Source organism: Flavobacterium beibuense F44-8 (assembly GCF_000769915.1).
GTDB lineage: Bacteria > Bacteroidota > Bacteroidia > Flavobacteriales > Flavobacteriaceae > Flavobacterium > Flavobacterium beibuense.
Window position 1 is genome coordinate 115254 of record NZ_JRLV01000010.1, and the last position, 17442, is coordinate 132695.

The 17442-nt window shown below is 37.1% G+C and carries 20 protein-coding genes; 5 read left to right on the forward strand and 15 right to left on the reverse strand.

All coding sequences use genetic code 11. From position 1 onward, the window contains the following. Nucleotide 1 precedes the first annotated feature (1 nt). A complete protein-coding gene (locus Q763_RS10575) occupies nucleotides 2-919 on the forward strand; it encodes a glycerophosphodiester phosphodiesterase family protein (RefSeq protein WP_052123383.1) in 918 nt (305 codons plus the stop codon). A gap of 86 nt (nucleotides 920-1005) precedes the next feature. On the opposite strand, the gene Q763_RS17490 is transcribed toward Q763_RS10575, so the two are convergent. After that, nucleotides 1006-1692 carry a peroxiredoxin-like family protein gene (locus tag Q763_RS17490; protein ID WP_052123384.1) on the reverse strand — a complete coding sequence of 229 codons (687 nt, stop codon included), beginning with the start codon at nucleotides 1690-1692 and terminating at the stop codon, nucleotides 1006-1008. 255 nt (nucleotides 1693-1947) lie between these two features. Between Q763_RS17490 and Q763_RS10585 the strand changes: the two genes are divergently transcribed. The 3 genes from Q763_RS10585 to Q763_RS10595 all read left to right on the forward strand — a co-directional run bounded on the left by Q763_RS10585 (nucleotide 1948) and on the right by Q763_RS10595 (nucleotide 5610). Further along, entirely contained in the window at nucleotides 1948-3969 is a 2022-nt protein-coding gene (locus Q763_RS10585) for a thioredoxin domain-containing protein (protein ID WP_035134031.1), read from the forward strand. A 2-nt stretch (nucleotides 3970-3971) separates the two neighbouring features. Beyond that, a complete protein-coding gene (locus tag Q763_RS10590; protein WP_035134033.1) occupies nucleotides 3972-4808 on the forward strand; it encodes a mechanosensitive ion channel family protein in 837 nt (278 codons plus the stop codon). Between the two features lie 124 nt (nucleotides 4809-4932). Then, nucleotides 4933-5610: a hypothetical protein gene (locus Q763_RS10595; protein WP_035134034.1), complete on the forward strand. Its 678-nt coding sequence runs from the start codon at nucleotides 4933-4935 to the stop codon at nucleotides 5608-5610. A gap of 5 nt (nucleotides 5611-5615) precedes the next feature. Here the strand turns inward: Q763_RS10595 and tsaB are convergent, their stop codons facing one another. The 3 genes from tsaB to Q763_RS10610 are packed head-to-tail and all read right to left on the reverse strand — an operon-like array spanning nucleotide 5616 to nucleotide 8971. Next, complete coding sequence (gene tsaB / locus Q763_RS10600; protein ID WP_035134036.1) at nucleotides 5616-6278, reverse strand: tRNA (adenosine(37)-N6)-threonylcarbamoyltransferase complex dimerization subunit type 1 TsaB; 663 nt, start codon at nucleotides 6276-6278, stop codon at nucleotides 5616-5618. 26 nt (nucleotides 6279-6304) lie between these two features. Then, nucleotides 6305-7600, reverse strand: coding sequence for an efflux RND transporter periplasmic adaptor subunit (locus tag Q763_RS10605; RefSeq protein ID WP_035134038.1), 1296 nt, complete (start codon nucleotides 7598-7600; stop codon nucleotides 6305-6307). A gap of 6 nt (nucleotides 7601-7606) precedes the next feature. Next, nucleotides 7607-8971: a TolC family protein gene (locus Q763_RS10610; protein ID WP_035134040.1), complete on the reverse strand. Its 1365-nt coding sequence runs from the start codon at nucleotides 8969-8971 to the stop codon at nucleotides 7607-7609. 138 nt (nucleotides 8972-9109) lie between these two features. On the opposite strand from Q763_RS10610, the gene Q763_RS10615 reads away from it, so the two are divergent. After that, entirely contained in the window at nucleotides 9110-10498 is a 1389-nt protein-coding gene (locus tag Q763_RS10615) for a DUF4403 family protein (RefSeq protein WP_035134042.1), read from the forward strand. Nucleotides 10499-10513: 15 nt separating this feature from the next. Here Q763_RS10615 and Q763_RS10620 read toward each other — a convergent pair whose 3' ends face one another. The 11 genes from Q763_RS10620 to gcvH all read right to left on the reverse strand — a co-directional run bounded on the left by Q763_RS10620 (nucleotide 10514) and on the right by gcvH (nucleotide 17403). After that, nucleotides 10514-10750, reverse strand: a complete 237-nt coding sequence (locus Q763_RS10620) for a hypothetical protein (RefSeq protein WP_035134044.1) — start codon at nucleotides 10748-10750, stop codon at nucleotides 10514-10516. Between the two features lie 12 nt (nucleotides 10751-10762). Then, the gene (locus tag Q763_RS10625) at nucleotides 10763-11353 is read right to left on the reverse strand and encodes a DUF420 domain-containing protein (RefSeq protein WP_035134046.1); all 591 of its coding nucleotides are present in this window, start codon (nucleotides 11351-11353) and stop codon (nucleotides 10763-10765) included. 1 nt (nucleotide 11354) lies between these two features. Continuing rightward, nucleotides 11355-11981, reverse strand: a complete 627-nt coding sequence (locus Q763_RS10630) for an SCO family protein (RefSeq protein ID WP_035134049.1) — start codon at nucleotides 11979-11981, stop codon at nucleotides 11355-11357. A gap of 5 nt (nucleotides 11982-11986) precedes the next feature. Next, nucleotides 11987-12652, reverse strand: a complete 666-nt coding sequence (locus tag Q763_RS10635) for a hypothetical protein (protein WP_035134051.1) — start codon at nucleotides 12650-12652, stop codon at nucleotides 11987-11989. 81 nt (nucleotides 12653-12733) lie between these two features. After that, nucleotides 12734-13084: a cytochrome C oxidase subunit IV family protein gene (locus tag Q763_RS10640; RefSeq protein ID WP_035134053.1), complete on the reverse strand. Its 351-nt coding sequence runs from the start codon at nucleotides 13082-13084 to the stop codon at nucleotides 12734-12736. A 20-nt stretch (nucleotides 13085-13104) separates the two neighbouring features. Further along, complete coding sequence (locus Q763_RS10645) at nucleotides 13105-14091, reverse strand: cytochrome c oxidase subunit 3 (protein WP_035134054.1); 987 nt, start codon at nucleotides 14089-14091, stop codon at nucleotides 13105-13107. Between the two features lie 47 nt (nucleotides 14092-14138). Then, on the reverse strand, nucleotides 14139-14723 hold the full coding sequence (locus Q763_RS10650; protein ID WP_035134056.1) for a cytochrome c oxidase subunit 3: 585 nt from the start codon (nucleotides 14721-14723) through the stop codon (nucleotides 14139-14141). A gap of 2 nt (nucleotides 14724-14725) precedes the next feature. Further along, nucleotides 14726-15628 carry a heme o synthase gene (gene cyoE / locus Q763_RS10655; protein WP_198133462.1) on the reverse strand — a complete coding sequence of 301 codons (903 nt, stop codon included), beginning with the start codon at nucleotides 15626-15628 and terminating at the stop codon, nucleotides 14726-14728. Nucleotides 15629-15881: 253 nt separating this feature from the next. Beyond that, nucleotides 15882-16625: a deoxyribose-phosphate aldolase gene (gene deoC / locus Q763_RS10660; RefSeq protein ID WP_035134060.1), complete on the reverse strand. Its 744-nt coding sequence runs from the start codon at nucleotides 16623-16625 to the stop codon at nucleotides 15882-15884. A 39-nt stretch (nucleotides 16626-16664) separates the two neighbouring features. Then, nucleotides 16665-17033, reverse strand: coding sequence for a VanZ family protein (locus tag Q763_RS10665; protein ID WP_035134062.1), 369 nt, complete (start codon nucleotides 17031-17033; stop codon nucleotides 16665-16667). Beyond that, a complete protein-coding gene (gcvH, locus tag Q763_RS10670) occupies nucleotides 17023-17403 on the reverse strand; it encodes a glycine cleavage system protein GcvH (RefSeq protein WP_035134064.1) in 381 nt (126 codons plus the stop codon). Before gcvH ends, Q763_RS10665 begins: the two co-directional genes overlap by 11 nt. Nucleotides 17404-17442 lie beyond the last annotated feature (39 nt).

Sequence of the window (17442 nt, forward strand, 5' to 3'; positions counted from 1 at the left end):
TATGAAATATAATAAAGCCTATTTAGTTTTCGCAATGGCAGGAGCAATAATTTCCTGTAAAAACGAAAGCAAGAAAGTACAGGAAACTGTTGAGCAACCTAATATCACTATAGAGGTACAGGGACACAGGGGTGACAGGGGTAATTTCCCCGAAAACACCATACCTGCCTTTTTAAGTGCCGTTAAAAAAGGAGCAGATGTGGTAGAGCTTGATGTGGTAATCTCTAAAGATGGTAAAGTAGTGGTTTCACACGAACCTTTTATGTCGTCATTATATGTTACCACTCCGGCAGGAGATTCTATTGCAAAGGAAACCGAACGCAGTTATAACCTGCATGAAATGACCTACGACAGCATTAAGAAGTTTGACACGGGCTCTAAAGGAAATAAAAACTTTACCCAACAACAAAAAATGCATACCTACAAGCCATTACTTGAAGAAGTGATAGACAGCGTAGAAAACTATGTAAAGGCAAATAATAGTAAACCTGTATATTATAATATCGAAATCAAGTCGGAGGAAAAAGAGTATGGTATCAGTCAACCACATCCAGCTGTTTTTGTAGATATGGTAATGCAGATACTTACTAAAAAAGCGATAATAGGCAAAATGAACATTCAGTCATTTGACCCTGCTATCCTTAATGAAATGCATAAAAAATATCCTCAGGTAACCCTAGCTTACCTTACCGCAAAACCGGGCATAGAGAGCAACCTGTTGCAAATGGATTTTACACCATCTATTTACAGCCCTAACTATAAGTTGGTAAACGAGGCTTTCATAGACTCTTTAAGACAGAAAAACATGCGCGTTATTCCGTGGACGGTGAATAACGATGAAGACATAAACCGCATGATACAGCTTAAAGTAGACGGTATTATTACCGATTATCCTGAGAGAGTACTTAGCAAGTTATAAAAATCGTTTCGTTGTGTTTAATTGAAAAAACCCTCAAAGGCATTGCCGGCGAGGGTTTTTTACTATATATAAAATTAGGTTGATACTTATGGCAAATGGTCCACAATTTCCTCAACACTTGCTCTTTCTCTATAGTTAGGATTAAAGTGTCTATACACTATTTTACCGCCTTTATCAATAACAAACGTTGCCGGAACCGGTAACACAGCCTCACCTGTAGCATTAGTTTCCGCTACCGATGCGCTTAATTTTTCCTTAATCATATCCTGATAGCTGTCGGTTACTTTAAAATCTACATCAAAAGCACGCATTATGCTTCCGTCAGCGTCAGATATGGTAGTGAAATCAGTTTTCGTTTGTTCTTTGGTTTTGGCTACATTCTCATAGGTTTCGGGTGTAATAATAACCAGCTTAGCACCTTTATCTTCAATCTCCTTAGCTCTTTCGGCAAACTCAGTTAAGTGCCTGCTGCATACCGGGCACCAGTAAGCACGGTAAAACAATACCACAACAGGTTGTTTTTCATACAGGCTTTGCAGTGTAACCGTTTTATTATCGGCAGTAGTCATGGCAATTTCCGGAGCCATATCCCCTACTTTAAGCCCTTTTGGCAAATCGGTAGTATCCATTCCAAAATCGGCATAAGCAATAGTGTCTTTTACAGGTTCAGCCTGTTCTGTTGCTACAGTAGGTTCATCAACTGTTTCTTTGTTTTCATTTTTACAGGCAGTTACCGCGCTAAGCAGTAATAAGGATGCCACAATTTTTTTCATAATGTTTTTAGGTTTCTTAATACAGTTTAATAATTATGCCTACTTGCGAAAACAAATTAGATGCAGTTAGACAGATAAAACATTTCACAAAAAATTTGCCACTTTACTCTTCTCATTAAAATCTTTTAACTGAAAGCAAAAAAGTAACTGGTAGAAAAACATATGATTTTACCTCTCAACAAGTGTTTGAGTTTTCTTAAAACACATTGTCTCCCGTTCAAAAATCCTTAATTTTACAGCTTTTACAAGCAGCCTATGAACGAACTTCACTTTGAAACAAGTCCGTATTTACTACAACACGCCAATAACCCTATACATTGGAAAGCATGGAACGACCATGCTCTGGCAAAAGCCCGAGATGAAAATAAGCTCATCATACTAAGTGTAGGATATTCGGCCTGTCACTGGTGCCATGTAATGGAACATGAAAGTTTTGAGGACAGCGAAGTGGCCAAAGTAATGAACAGCCATTTTGTATCGATTAAAGTGGACCGTGAAGAAAGACCAGATGTTGATGCCGTTTACATGAAAGCCGTACAGGTAATGACCGGGCAGGGAGGCTGGCCCATGAATGTGGTTTTACTACCCGATGGCAGGCCGGTTTGGGGAGGTACCTATTTCAAAAAAGAAAACTGGATTGCATCACTGGAGCAACTGCATCAACTCTATGCAACCGATCCTAACAGAGTAACCGAATATGCCGGAAAGCTGATTGAAGGCTTACAGGCTATGAGCCTTATTAATACAAATGAAGAGGAGCACATACCTGAACCCAATGCAATAAGACCACTGGTAGAAAAATGGTCTAAAAGTTTTGATTGGGATTTTGGCGGTTATGCCCGTGCTCCTAAATTTATGATGCCTAACAATTACCTGTTCCTGCAACGCTATGGGTATCAGGCACAATCAGAAGACCTGCTTAATTTTACCGACCTTACCCTTACCCGCATGGCATATGGCGGATTGTTTGACACTATAGGCGGTGGATTTTCAAGATACTCGGTAGACATGAAATGGCATGTACCCCATTTCGAAAAAATGCTTTATGACAACGGACAATTAATGAGCCTGTATGCCGAAGCCTACAAACGTACCAAAAATCCTTTATATAAAGAAGTTATAGAGAAAACCCATCGTTTTATTAGCGACGAACTTACTACAGCAAACGGTGCCTTTTACAGCGCACTGGATGCCGACAGTCCCGATAACGACGGACATAGTGAAGAAGGTGCTTTTTATGTATGGGAACAACAGGAACTTCAGCAATTACTAAAAGATGATTTTACTGCCTTTGCAAAGGTTTTCAATATAAACGATTTCGGGCACTGGGAAGAAGGAAAGTATGTACTTATACAAAAGGAGCCTCTTGAAAAACTGGCAAAAGAACTAGGCTATACCCAAGAAGAGCTTAGCAGTAAAAAGAAGAAATGGGAAAATATATTATTCCACCAGAGGGAGAAAAGAACCAAACCCGGACTTGACGACAAGATACTTACCTCATGGAATGCCATTATGCTAAAAGGATATGCAGATGCTTATAAAGCACTGGGAGAAGAACAATATCTGGATGCCGCACGTAAAAATGCATTATTTATAACCGAGTACCTTTGGGATCCTGACGGATTTTTATGGCGTACTTACAAAGACGGGAAAGCAAAAATTGAAGCCTTTTTAGAAGATTATGCCCATGTGGCAGATGCTTTTATAAGTCTGTACCAGGCTACGCTTGATGAGAAATGGCTGCTTTATGCCAAACAACTAACCGACTATACACTGGAGAATTTTTATGACGAACAGAAAATGTTCTTCGCCTATAATTCACAAAAGGCAGAACAGCTTATAACACCGCATTATGAAACCGAAGATAATGTAATCCCGGCATCAAATTCGGTTATGGCAAATGTGCTGTATAAACTAAGTGTAATTTTCGACAACAATTACTACGAAAAAACAGCACTGCAAATGCTGCACAACATGATCCCTAATATGGATTATCCTTCTGCTTTTTCTAACTGGCTTAACCTGTGGCTGGATCTTTCGGCAGATAATAAGGAACTGGCGGTATGCGGTACAGAGGCAACAACGTCAATTAAAACTATAAACAGTGAATACCTGCCACATGTACTGATAGCAGGAAGTACTGGCGAAAGTAGTATACCTATACTCAAAAACCGCTTTGTGAAAGACAAACAGCTCTTTTATATTTGCAAAAATAAAACCTGCGAACTCCCGCATACCTCAATAAGTGAAACTCTAAATAATTTAAAAATAAAATAGAAATGAAAAATTTTGAATCATATTATGACTGGTTTGTAAACTTAGTACTAGAGTATACTCCTAAAATCCTCGTAGCATTAGGTATACTTATAGGTGGTTTAATAGCCATTAAACTTATTAGAGCTATTATAGTAAAAGTAATGAAGAAAAGGGATATGGACCCCACTGCGGTACGCTTCCTTTTAGATATTCTTACCTGGGCATTAAGAGTAATGCTTTTTATTACAGTAATTGGCGAGCTCGGCGTACAAACTTCTTCATTTGTAGCCATACTGGGTGCTGCCGGTTTAGCCATAGGTTTATCACTACAGGGATCACTATCCAACTTTGCAGGCGGATTACTTATTATAATATTCAAGCCTTTTAGGGTTGGAGATTATATAGAGGCACAGGGTGAAGGTGGTACCGTGAACGAAATCCAGATTTTTGCAACCAAACTTACTACCCCAAGCAATCAGGTTATTTACATTCCAAACGGATCACTTTCTAACGGTAACATTAAAAACTATTCAAAAGAATTAACACGTCGTGGTGAAATTATAGTTGGTGCCGGATATGGCAGTAACATGAAACACGTAAAAGATGTACTGACTAAAATTGTTGCCGAAGAACCTAAAATATTAGAGGAACCAGCTCCTATTATCAGGGTAAAAGAACTTGCAGACAATTCGGTTAACTTCCAGATACTGGCTTGGGCCAAAAATGAGGATTACTGGCAAATGCTTTCTGATGTTCAGGAAAATGTAAAATTAATGTTCGATCAGGAGAAGATAGAAATACCTTTCCCTCAAAGAGATATTGTTATAAGAAACCTGGATACAAAAAATCTGCCTTCTTAAATAATATATTAAAACATAATGCGTTAAAAAAACGCAGGGTTTGTAAAACGGCACATTTGTTGCCGTTTTTTAACATAAAAACCTAGCTATATTACCTATTTTTGAGCATAAAAAAACTATAAAAATGAAATTAACTAAATTACTTGTAATCCCATTCCTATTTTCATGTGCTTTGTTAAGTGCCCAACAAACCACATATAATTACAACGACGGACAGATTGGTGCTATTTACACCAAAAAAACTGAAGCTGAGACTGCACAGGGGTCTCAATATTATAATGAGAAATTCATGCCTGCAAGTGTTGACAGCTCTAAAGATATTTCTATGGTAAGATACAACGCTTACAATGATGAAATTGAAGTAGAGATTAATGATGAAGTGATGGTTCTTAAACCAGCAAACAACCAGATTGTACAGCTAAAAGGAAATGGTCTTAGTTACGAATATCTTCAGTACACAGATAAAGAAGGCACAAGTAAACAACGCTACCTTATCACTGTAAATAAAAGCGACAAAGTAAGTATTTACAAAGAAGAAAGCATTTACCTACAGCCGGAAGAACATCCTACAAGCGGATACGGAAGATATAAAGCTCCACAGTTCAGAAAAAATGACATTGAGTACTACATTCAGTTTAACAACGGAGAAATAGTACACATGTCTACTAAGAAAAAAGATGTTTTAAGCCTTGTACCAGGTAAAGAAAAAGAGATCAAAGCCTTTATTAAGGAAAATAAAATCTCTACTGATGAGGACGAAGACCTAAAGCAACTTGCAAACTATCTTGGCACTCTTATCTAAGATTATTATTTATTTACAATAAAGTCTTTTAAATAAAAAGGCTCGAAATAAGCGACATCTACAGTGTCGCTTATTTTGTATTTATTATACGCTATACTGCACATTTGTTTAGCCGAGGGAAACAATGCCTCGTCATGATAAACAAATTTATCATCTGTTAGTACTTCTTTACACTTAGCAGCCCCATCACCTAAAAGATGAACTTTTCCGCTAAGCTCAGTAAATAATTCTTCAGTTATTATTTCAGCTTTGGTCTCCCTTAGCTTATTGTAGTTACTGTCAAAAATGGCTGTATAAGCTTCCATTCTTCTGGCATCAATCATAGGTAAGAGATATTCACCTTCTCCAACCTCAATATTCCTCGCCAACACCTCCAGAGTATCTACCGCTATTAACGGAATACCTAAAGCATAACAAAACCCTTTAGCTGCCGAAACACCTATACGTAATCCGGTATAAGACCCCGGCCCCATACTTATGGCTATTGCATTTAAGTCTTTAATTTCCTTATTGGCCTCAGCCATACACTCTTCAATAAAAACATGCAATTTTTCGGCGTGCAGGTATCCCTGGGCCGCTATTTCTCTTACTGCAATCACCTCTCCGTTTAAAGACAAAGCTACAGAACAGTTTCTGGTAGCTGTTTCAATATTAAGTATTAAAGCCATTTCTATCTCCTGCCTTCTGTATAAAATTACTTTTTAGATGTATCCTGTTTAACCCTTACCATGTCATTTGGGTTAAGTTCTTTAGAAACTAACGTATAAGGCCCTGTAATCACTTCATCACCTTTTTCAAGCCCACTTACTACCTCTATGTTAGTATCGTCCTGTATACCCGTTTTAATAGGCTTAAGAACAGCTTTACCTCCCTGGTTTATAAATACACATTCAAAACGTTCATCCAGTTTACCTGTTTTTTGCTCTTTTTCCTTGCGCTCCATTTCGGCAATAACATCTTTTTTAGCCGATGTGGTATCTGTTTTTATCACTACGGCACTAATAGGCACTGCAAGTATATTTTCCTTACGCTGGGTAATAATTTCAACTGTAGCGGTCATTCCAGGCCTGAAAGGTGAGTAATTAGATGCCTTACCTTCAGTCATATCTTCATACGACTCTTTAAGTATCCTTACTTTTACTTTAAAGTTAGTAACCTGATCGGCAGTAAGATCACTACTTGCCGAATTTGATATACTGGTTACAACACCTTTAAATTTTCTTTTTAAGTAAGCATCTACCTCAATATCTGCTTCATCTCCTATTTCAACCTTAACAATATCATTCTCGTTAACATCAACTTCCACCTCCATGTTATTAAGGTTTGCTACCCTTAAAATTTCGGTACCTGCCATTTGCTGAGTCCCTACAACACGCTCACCCAGTTCGGCATCCAGTTTAGATATGGTACCGTCTACAGGTGAATATATGGTTGTTCTGTTTAAGTTATCGCGTGCTTCGCTAACTGTAGCATTAGCACTTTGTACATTAAAGTAAGCCGATTGCTTTGCAGCAACTGCCACCTCATAAGCCGAAACGATTTTATCCCACTCTGATTTAGATATTACTCCCTTATCATAAAGTGACCTGTTTCTGTTATAATTTGCCTCTGCTTCCTTTAACTGTGCTTCAGACTGGCTTAGCCCTGCCTTAGCGGTAGATAATGCAGCTGCACTCCTGTTAACACCCGACTCATATAAATCAGGATTAATCCTAACCAGTAAATCACCTTTTTTTATGGCCTGCCCTTCTTTTATAGGCAGTTCAATTATCTCACCCGAAACCTCAGAAGATATTTTAACTTCCACCTCTGGCTGTACTTTTCCTGTAGCCGAAACTGTTTCGGTAAGTGTTATAGCTTCCACTTTTGCAGTTTCAACCTCTTTACCTTCTTCTCCTTTACCTATAACTCCTTTTTGCTTTAAAACAATAAGTAGTACTACAACAGCAGCAGCAGCTCCTAATAAATAATATAATGACTTTTTAGACATAAGGTTTTAGTTTTGAGTAATTGGTATACCGAAATAGAATTCTAATATCTTAACTTTAAATATATAATCGTACTTAGTTCTAAGCACTTCACTTTGTGCGTTAGCCGAAAGTGTTTGAGCCTGATTAAGATCAAAAACATTAATAAGTCCCACTTCATAGCGTTCTTTAGCATAAATAAGCGCTTCCTTTCTGGCATTTGCCGCCGATACGGCTGCCTCATACGCTTTTTGCGCTCCCTGTACATCTGTATAAGCCGTGTACACGTTACGCTGTAAATCCAGCTCTTCCCTTTCAAAAGCCAATTTAGAACGCTCTAGGGCTATTTTAGATTTCCTCACACTATTACGGGTAGAAAAACCATTGAATATTGGAATGTTCAACTGAAAACCGAAAGAATGCCCTTTATTATCCCAAAACTGATTCCAGAATGGCGGTGGTGTAATACTCACTACCTGTCCGTTTTCAAAAGAGGAATAATCAGCATAGGTAACCCTTGTATTCAGGTTATAAAAGCCGGTAAGTGTAGGCTGGTATGCAGCACGGGCAATTTTCACATCCTGCTCGGCCACTCCAAGGTTCGCCTGGGCTATTTTGATTTCCGTACGCAGTTCTCTTGCCTTATCATATACCTGCATAGGGGTATTAAGCATTACCTCACTTTCAGTTAGGTCATACTCCTCATCTGCTATATCAAATTTCCAAAACTCCTCCAGTTGTAACAGCTGTGCAAGGCTAAGTTTAGAAATAAGCAATTGGTTTTCTGACTGTATTACCTTTTGTCTGTCGGCTGCAACAGTAGCCTCAATATCTAAAAGATCACCTCTTGGCACCATACCTCCTTCAACAAGATCGGCAGTACGGTTTTTCTGTTCCAAATCAACTTTTAGCTGTTCCTGCTGTACTTTTAAATTCTCTTTATTAAACAGTATCTCAAGAAATGCATTAGCTACATTCAGCGAAATATCTTCTTTCATTTTAACCAATTGATACTGGCTTGCTACCAGTGCCATTTTTTGCCTGCGGTACTGTTTTTGGTTTAAAAGTCCTTTGTACAGGTCAATACTGGCACTCGCACCGGCATTAGTAAACTGGGTAGTTTGCTGTTCAAGTATACCGGTAATACTTTGAGTTAAACCTATATTCCAAAAATGGCTGGCATTAACATTAACACTCGGCATAAAGTTCCCTGAAGCATCACTTTTATTAACTGCTGCTAACTGGACATCAAGACCGGCTTCCCTTATCGAAATGTTTTTTTCCAAAGCATAATTCACACACTCCTCAAGCGTCCATTTCTTTTCCTGAGAAAAGGAAACGAAAGCCGAAAATAAAAAAAACAATAAAAAAGTTATTCGTAGGTTGGTTTTCATAGCGTAAAAATACGGGTTTGACAAAGGTATTTATTTTATTTAAAGTAAATAGCCTTATACTCTATACTTTTAGTCGACAAGATATTGTAAATGTTACAAATTAACTCTTAAATTAGCCAAAAAAAAGCCGCACACTTAATGAAAAAGTTACTCGTGTTTAGCCTGTTAGCCTTTATACTCACAGCCTGTTCCACAACAAAACACATACAGGCATTAAAGCCCGAACCTTCAAAAAACACTCCAACGGTTTATGAAACCACAACATCATTTATAAACCTGCCCGTAACTATATCCCTGAGCGACATTGAAAGTCAGCTCAACAAATTTTTCACCGGACTTATTTATGAAGACAATGATATTAACGATGATGATATCGCCCTGAAAATATGGAAAACCGCTCCCATAAAATTTACCGATGAAAACGGAAAACTAAAATCCAGAGTACCCATAAAAATAAATGCCAAAGTAAAATATGGCACATCGGCACTTGGTATAAACATTGAAGACACCAGAGAGTTTGATCTTAACGCCATTGTAACAATGGAGAGTAGAGTAGGATTAACCAATTGGGAGCTTAAAACCGATACCAGCCTGGAAAAAATTAAATGGCAGGAAAGTCCAACCACAACTATTGCCGGACAAAAAGTAGCTATAACCTACCTTATAAACCCTGCGGTAAAACTCTTTAAATCTAAAATTGAAGAGATGCTGGACAATGCTATTAAAGAAGCTACCAATTTTAAACCGAACGTGCTGGATGCACTGGATAAAATAAGCACCCCGTTCCTCTCTAACGAACAATATGAAGCATGGTTTAAACTCAACCCAATAGAACTTTATGTGACCGATGCTGTTTTGAAAAACAAACAAATCACTATGGACATGGGACTTAAATGTACCATGCAAACCATGATAGGACAAAAGCCGGTCAATACTTTTAACAAAGATAAGGTTGCACTGAAGGCGGTAAGCAAAATGCCTGATAAGGTTAATGTGGTAGTAGCCGGAATATCAACCTATGAGAGCGCTTCAAAAATTATAACTAAAAACTTTAAAGGACAGGAATTTGGCTCAGGCAGCCAGAAGGTAACCGTAAATAATGTTGACCTATGGCATAAGGACGGAAAAATGATAATAGCCCTAAACATGTCGGGGAGTATTAACGGAACTATTTACCTTTCTGGATATCCAAGTTATAATGCCACAACACAGGAAATTTATTTTGACAGGCTGGATTATGTTTTGGACACAAAAAGTGTTTTAATAAAAACCGCAAACTGGCTAGCGGAAAAAACAGTATTATTGAAAATACAGGAGAACTGCCGATACACTATAACCGAAAACCTAAATGAAGGCGAACGAAGCCTTGCCCCATACCTGGACAATTATTCACCGATGCCGGGAATTTTTGTAAACGGAAAACTAAACGGTTTTGAGTTTGATAAAATCGTGCTTACAGACAGTGCCATTATAGCCTTTATCAAAACTTCGGGCAATATGAATATAAAAATAGACGGCATGAAGTAGCCGTCTATTTTATTATTACTCTGCCTTAGCAACTTTCTTTTTCCTGAGTTTATAAACTGCAAATCCTACAAGACCTACAAGTATGTAGGGAAATGCCATGAGGTATACTATACCGTCGTTAACCGCTTCGGGCTTTATACCACTGTCACTACTTTCTAAAGCTGCCCTACACATTGCACATTGTGCCTGCACATCAACAGAAAGAAACACCACCACAAGTAGCAGCACATATTTTTTAAGTCCGTTATTCATAACGTTCTTTATTTAATAGTTATAATAAGGCGATATCATCAAATAAACCACCACTCCTGTAACTGCAACATACAACCATAACGGATAGGTGATACGAGCCAGTTTTCTGTGCCTTACAAAGCTTTTTGACAAAGCCCTTACATAAGTCAACAACACAAGCGGAATAATGATTACAGAAAGCGCTATATGAAATAAAAGGATAAACAAGTATATGTACCTTGAAAAGCCTACTTCATTTTGCTCAGAAAGCTCTAACACACCGTTATGGTTAAAGTCACCAAATATGGTAGAGTCAGCAGTCATATGGTAAGCCACGTACATTACAAGGAACATACAGGAAAGAGTTATAGCAAACTTCATAAGGTTTTCATGCAACTTTTGTTTACCTCTCCTAATCGCCATAACTGCCACTACAAGCACCACAGCTGTAAGACCGTTAATCCCTGCATATATAGGCGGAAGGAAATACAAAGGTTCTACATCAAAACCAAAATCCTTAAGCTTAACACTAAAAAGTACTGCAACGGCAATAGGTATAACAACTGATAACAGTATTATCCAAACCCTGTACTTTTTTTCAACACTTTGAGCTGCTGTATCCATATTATTCTGCTAATAATTTTCGTATATCTTCTTTGATTGCCTTAACACCCTCTTCCTCCAGTCCGTCATAATACAAAATAGGATTACCATATTGATCTTCCCTGCATCTTATATTACCATCCTTATCTACAAGAGCAAACAAACCCGAATGTTCAAAACCTCCCGGCACTTTATCGTTTTGTCCTGCATAAAGATTAAAACCTTTTTCGGCAAGGTTAAAAATATAATCCTTATCTCCCGTTAAAAAATGCCAGTTATAATGTTTAACTCCTAAATCTTCGGCGTGTTGCTTTAATACTTTTGGAGTATCATACTCCGGATTAATAGTAATAGACGCTATACCAAACTCAGGGTTTCCATAATATTCATTTTGTATCTCAAGCATATTCTGGTTCATCACAGGGCAAATAGTAGGACAGGTAGAGAAAAAGAATTCTACCACATACACCTTACCCAAGTAATCTTTATCAGTAATAGTTTTGTTATTCTGATCTGTCAATTCGAAAGAAGGAACAGGCCCTATCTCTACCAAATCAGATTTACTAAAGCGTTCACCTATCTCTTTTACCGCCCAAATACCAAAAACCAGGACAATAAACGATATACCTATATATGATTTATTTTTCATTGTAATTAGATTTCTCTTTTAACTCCTTTACCCGTATTCTTTTTCAGGGCAAGTCTGTATTCCCTTAAAATGATTTTTATATCATCGGTCATCTCATTATGAAGTTCAGCAGCAGAAAAGGTATTATAACCATCCATAACATTATTACCTTTTTCACTTTCAACTTCCCCGTTTCTACCTCTAAGATTTCTCTCTTTATCGATTATATAAACATAAAACGACCCATAATCTTTATCAAGGGGTTGTTTGGTTTGTAATGACCTGTGAAATGCCTCTATATTTTCTGGCTCAGTAAAAAGAAATCTCCACCCCGATAAGTCACTCATTCGTTTCAAATCAGAAATAACCTGTTTCACCTCTTCGTCACTACCTTTAGGAAGCAACATTACCATTTGAAAGTCATCAAACTCGGCACATTTATTATAAATCTTCTGATTCAGGTTAAAAAGGCTCTCTTTTCTCTTTGTAAGGTCATCTCCGGGAAAACCAACTACGGTTATCTTATCCAGTAAATGTACCTTCATTCCATTGAGAGTGGTCCCTTCAGGCAATTCATCTACATTCTTCACAAGTGTAGACAAATAAATAGAGTTATGCTTTACCATTGAGAAGTAAACATAAGCTGTTATAGGGAATATAAGCAGCAGTATAAGGACAAACTTTTTTTTCATAATATTGAGGGGAAGTTTCCGGGTACAAAAATAAAAAAAGGCGGTTGAAAAACCGCCTTTTTTATCGTTAATATGTGCTCTTTAGAATATCCATTTATATTGAGAAACCTGGAACACATCAAATACATAATTACCTTCTATAAGTAAGATGAACACTAAATAGATAATTAGGAATACCAGTGGAGCTACAATAGACCATCTTAAATTAGCCTTCTCACCTTCAAGGTGCATGAAAGCCCACATGATATAATAAGCCTTTACTACTGTAAGGATAATAAATATCCAGTTAAGTAGGTGCATTTTAAACAAGTCAGTTTTGAAAAGGAAATCAGGTTTTACAATACCTAATGCTACCTCCACAATTGTAATTACTGACAGTAGTCCGAAAACGGTCCAGATTCTTTTTGTATTGGATTCGTGAGTATGTGCCATGACATTAATACTTTTAACAATTAAACAAGATAGAAGAATGTAAATACAAACACCCAAACTAAGTCTACAAAGTGCCAGTAAAGACCAACTTTCTCTACCATTTCATAGCTCTTTCTTCTTTCGTAAGTTCCTAATAACACGTTAAGGAAAATAATGATATTGATCATTACACCAGAGAATACGTGGAAACCGTGGAAACCTGTAATAAAGAAGAAGAAGTTTGCAAACAATTTGTGACCGTATTCGTTTCTAACAAGGTTAGCACCCTCAACTACATATTGAGCATCTTTAATCCTTACCAGAGATTCTTCTCTTGAAAGTACTGTCTTATGTTTATCTTTAATTACTTCTGTTCTGATTAAAACTTCAGGATGTGCCTCAAGTCCTTTAGCAACCTCTTCAACAGTAAAGCTTGGTAAAGCTGCAGCATCTTCAAACCAAATACCATGACTTCTGGTATTATTTATACGGTCTGTTTCAATGTGAGCAGCAAAATCAGCAAGTTTTACTCTTTCGTAGCCACCATCTTCACCTTGTTTAACAAACTGAAGAATTGCTCCACCTTTAGTTTCAATTGCTCCATATTCACCTTTAATGAAGTTTTTCCACTCCCAAGCCTGAGAACCTAAGAATATAAAACCTCCTACAATGGTAAGAGCCATATAAACAGCAACCTTTGTTTTTTTCAACTGGTGCCCCGCATCTACGGCAAGTACCATGGTTACTGATGAAAAGATCAGGATAAATGTCATGAACGCTACATAGTACATAGGTGCATCAACACCATGCATAAACGGGAAGTGATTAAACACCTCATCCGCAATAGGCCATGTTTCTATAAATTTAAATCTTGAAAAACCGTAAGCTGCAAGGAATCCTGAGAAAGTTAGAGCATCTGATACGATGAAGAACCACATCATCATCTTGCCGTAACTCGCGCCCATAGGTTCATTACCGCCGTCCCATGTTTTACCTGTAGTAGCTGAAGAAGTAACTGTCGCTGCCATAAAAGTTAGTTAATTATAAAAAGTTTCCAAATTTACATTTTTTTTTATTAATAGAAATACAAAAACAAAAACAAGTAAACCCACAAAACATCGAGAAAGTGCCAAAACATCGCACCTAACTCTATACCAAGCGTTTGAGAAGAGTTGTATTTTTGTTTAAAATGATTATAAATTACCACCAAAAGCACAATAAGCCCGGCAAAAAGGTGAGCCATGTGTACCACAATAACAATGTAAGCAAAAGATGTTGTCACAGTACTCTCGCTACCGGTGAAAAAATAACCACTTTCTATAATCTCATTAAAGCCGTTAAACTGACAAAAAACAAAAGCAATACCTAACGCCAATGTAGCCAAAAGCATTGTACCGGCCATACTATTGTTCCCTTTTTTTACAAAGGTTTTAGCCATATGAAACGTAATACTACTTAAAACAATAACTACAGTACTGATTAAAAAAGCCTGCGGAAGTTTAAAATCATTCAACCAGTCAGGCCTTGATGCGCTCACAACATAAGCACTCGTTAAACCGGCAAAAGTCATAAACATACTAATCATAGCAAACCAAAGCAGCATTTTCTTTGATTTCGCATTTCTTTCCATATGCTCCTGGGCAGTCATTTTCTCTACCATAATTATCTAATAAATTTATCTATTACATATATCACCTGTAACAGGGAAATATATGATACACTTACCAACATAAGTTTTCGGGCAGCAGGCCCATCCATTTTTTTATAAAGTTTAATTGCATAAATAAGCATCCACACTCCTACAAGCAACACAACTGCCGCAGAAACATAACTTAGTTTAAGCTCACCTGTAAACCCTGTAACAGGAAGCAATGATGCTAATATTAACCAAACGGTATACAATATGGTATATAAAGCCGTTTTCTTATCTTTTTTCCTTGTAGGAAGCATAAAGAAACCTGCTTTTTTATAATCGTCATATAAAAACCAGCCAATAGCCCAAAAATGAGGAAATTGCCAGAAAAACTGAATCATAAACAGTGTACCTGCCTCAATACCGAAATTATTTGTTGCAGCTACCCATCCTAACATATAAGGTATAGCCCCGGGGAAAGCCCCAACAAATACAGCAAGAGGTGTTTTGGTTTTTAAAGGAGTATAAACACTGGTGTAAAGAAAAATTGAGATTGCCCCAAACATAGCTGTTTTAGGATTAATCGCATAAAGTATCCCTATCCCTAACACAGTAAGCAGACAACCTAACCAAAAAGCATTTTTTACAGATATTTTTCCGGAAGGAACAGGTCTGTTTTTTGTCCTGTCCATAAGGGAATCCAAGTCTTTTTCTATTATCTGGTTAAAAACATTTGATGCTCCAACCATGCAGTAACCGCCTATTCCAAGTAAAATAAATGTAACCCAGCTAAACGGATTTGCATCAGAAAAGCCTAACAGATATCCTGCCATAGACGAAAAAACAACACTCACCGCAAGCCTTGCCTTGGTAATTGCTGTAAAATCTGCAAATAAAGACTTAACGGAAATAGTTTTTTCAGTAGTATCCAAAGTAATTTTCATTGTTTTCAAAAACTGGCGCAAAGATACTTGAAAAATTGCTTTTCATCAAAGCATTAGCTTTTTAAAAAGGGATTTTATAAAAAAAATATTTTTTTTCACTACCCAACGCAACCTTTTGCGATAAATATGCATCTATATATATACAGCTGCTATGGTAGTGCAGGTGTAACGAAAAAGAAAAATTGGGAAAAATTGCTATGAAAAAGAAACCTTCCTCCATACCGGGAAGGTTTTTTTGTTTTTAATACCCACCTGAAGCCTGCTCTCCGGCAATTATTTCACTGGCAGAAGATGTACCAATACGCTTTACACCAAGTCTAATCATCTGCACAGCTTCATTGTAATCACGTATCCCTCCGGCAGCTTTAACCGGCAACGGAAAAGAATTTTCAAGCATCAGCTTAACTGAATGAATAGTGGCTCCGTTAGGCTTACCCCCCTCCGTTTTATAAAACCCTGTTGATGACTTTACGAATACATTGAAATAATCCGACTCTGAAAAATGAGTCAGCACTACATTTTTAATCAATGCAGTAATGGAAATAATCTCTTTATCTGACAAAGCCGCTACCTCAATAATCCATTTCACTACCTTTTTATGATCTAAACACAAACGGGTACACTCAATCACATCAGCTTTTACCTTCTCTATATCTCCTCTTTTAAAAGCTTTGTAATCGATTACAAAATCGAGCTCATCAGCACCATCCTGTATACTCTTATTGGCTTCATCGAGCTTTTTAAACAACATACCCTCACCTTCAGGAAAATCAATCACGGTTCCAATCAAAACTTTACTCTTTTCAACAGAAAGCAACTCCTTAACAAATGGAACCATTTCAGGCCTTACCATAACTAATTTGCAACCATTAACAACAGCATCCTTAACAAGGTTATTCAAAATCCCTTTGTTTTCCTTAATGGTAATACCTGCCATAGCAGGAGTTTTTAAATAGGTAGAATCTATGTATTGCCTTATATCCATACTATAAAAATAAAAAATCCCGCATTATGCGGGATTTTATTATTGCTTATTTTTATTTAAAAGCCAAAAAAGTATCGTTCCTAACAGTGCTCCGAAAGTATTAACTAAAGCATCTGTAATATCTGGACTTCGTGTTACCGTAAACAGTTTTTGACATAGCTCAATTACAACTCCGTAAAAAACTGCACCTGTAAAAATTAAAAGTCTGACTTTTATATTTTGCTTCATTTTAAATGCGTAGTTCCACAACAGAACCAGCACAAAGTAAAAAGTAAAATGAACTATCTTGTCTTTATAAGGGATTGGAAATTCTTCAAACTCATTAAAGTTACTAGCAGGCATAAGACACATAACTGTGATTACAACCAGCCAGATAACCGCACCCCAAAAAGATTTATTATGCGCCAATTAGTTCTTTATATTGGTCACTAGTTAAAAGTTCACTTTCCTCTGCAGGGTTAGAAATTTTCACTTTAACCATCCAACCGTCTCCATAAGGATCAGAGTTAACTGTTTCCGGTGTAGTCTCAAGAGATTCATTAAATTCAATTATCTCTCCCGATAGTGGTAAGAAAAGATCAGATACCGTTTTCACTGCCTCAACAGTACCAAAAACTTCATCTCTGTCTAGAGTCTGGTCAAGAGTATCAACCTCTACATAAACAATATCACCTAGTTCTTTTTGAGCGAAGTCTGTAATACCTACAATAGCTACATCTCCATCAATTTTAACCCACTCGTGGTCTTTCGTGTACTTTAAATCTGCCGGAATATTCATGTTAGTTTATATTTTTAGCAAATGTATGCTGAATAAAAA

What these genes read in the sequence shown, in the direction of transcription:
- Q763_RS10635 (WP_035134051.1), bottom strand. Translation starts at nt 12,652, where the DNA reads ATGAAAAAAAAGTTTGTCCTTATACTGCTGCTTATATTCCCTATAACA.
- Q763_RS10620 (WP_035134044.1), bottom strand. Translation starts at nt 10,750, where the DNA reads ATGAATAACGGACTTAAAAAATATGTGCTGCTACTTGTGGTGGTGTTT.
- Q763_RS10650 (WP_035134056.1), bottom strand. Translation starts at nt 14,723, where the DNA reads ATGGTAGAGAAAATGACTGCCCAGGAGCATATGGAAAGAAATGCGAAA.
- Q763_RS10610 (WP_035134040.1), bottom strand. Translation starts at nt 8,971, where the DNA reads ATGAAAACCAACCTACGAATAACTTTTTTATTGTTTTTTTTATTTTCG.
- Q763_RS10575 (WP_052123383.1), top strand. Translation starts at nt 2, where the DNA reads ATGAAATATAATAAAGCCTATTTAGTTTTCGCAATGGCAGGAGCAATA.
- Q763_RS10585 (WP_035134031.1), top strand. Translation starts at nt 1,948, where the DNA reads ATGAACGAACTTCACTTTGAAACAAGTCCGTATTTACTACAACACGCC.
- gcvH (WP_035134064.1), bottom strand. Translation starts at nt 17,403, where the DNA reads ATGAATATTCCGGCAGATTTAAAGTACACGAAAGACCACGAGTGGGTT.
- Q763_RS10615 (WP_035134042.1), top strand. Translation starts at nt 9,110, where the DNA reads ATGAAAAAGTTACTCGTGTTTAGCCTGTTAGCCTTTATACTCACAGCC.
- tsaB (WP_035134036.1), bottom strand. Translation starts at nt 6,278, where the DNA reads ATGGCTTTAATACTTAATATTGAAACAGCTACCAGAAACTGTTCTGTA.
- Q763_RS10625 (WP_035134046.1), bottom strand. Translation starts at nt 11,353, where the DNA reads ATGGATACAGCAGCTCAAAGTGTTGAAAAAAAGTACAGGGTTTGGATA.
- Q763_RS17490 (WP_052123384.1), bottom strand. Translation starts at nt 1,692, where the DNA reads ATGAAAAAAATTGTGGCATCCTTATTACTGCTTAGCGCGGTAACTGCC.
- Q763_RS10630 (WP_035134049.1), bottom strand. Translation starts at nt 11,981, where the DNA reads ATGAAAAATAAATCATATATAGGTATATCGTTTATTGTCCTGGTTTTT.
- Q763_RS10595 (WP_035134034.1), top strand. Translation starts at nt 4,933, where the DNA reads ATGAAATTAACTAAATTACTTGTAATCCCATTCCTATTTTCATGTGCT.
- Q763_RS10640 (WP_035134053.1), bottom strand. Translation starts at nt 13,084, where the DNA reads ATGGCACATACTCACGAATCCAATACAAAAAGAATCTGGACCGTTTTC.
- Q763_RS10590 (WP_035134033.1), top strand. Translation starts at nt 3,972, where the DNA reads ATGAAAAATTTTGAATCATATTATGACTGGTTTGTAAACTTAGTACTA.
- Q763_RS10605 (WP_035134038.1), bottom strand. Translation starts at nt 7,600, where the DNA reads ATGTCTAAAAAGTCATTATATTATTTATTAGGAGCTGCTGCTGCTGTT.
- deoC (WP_035134060.1), bottom strand. Translation starts at nt 16,625, where the DNA reads ATGGATATAAGGCAATACATAGATTCTACCTATTTAAAAACTCCTGCT.
- Q763_RS10645 (WP_035134054.1), bottom strand. Translation starts at nt 14,091, where the DNA reads ATGGCAGCGACAGTTACTTCTTCAGCTACTACAGGTAAAACATGGGAC.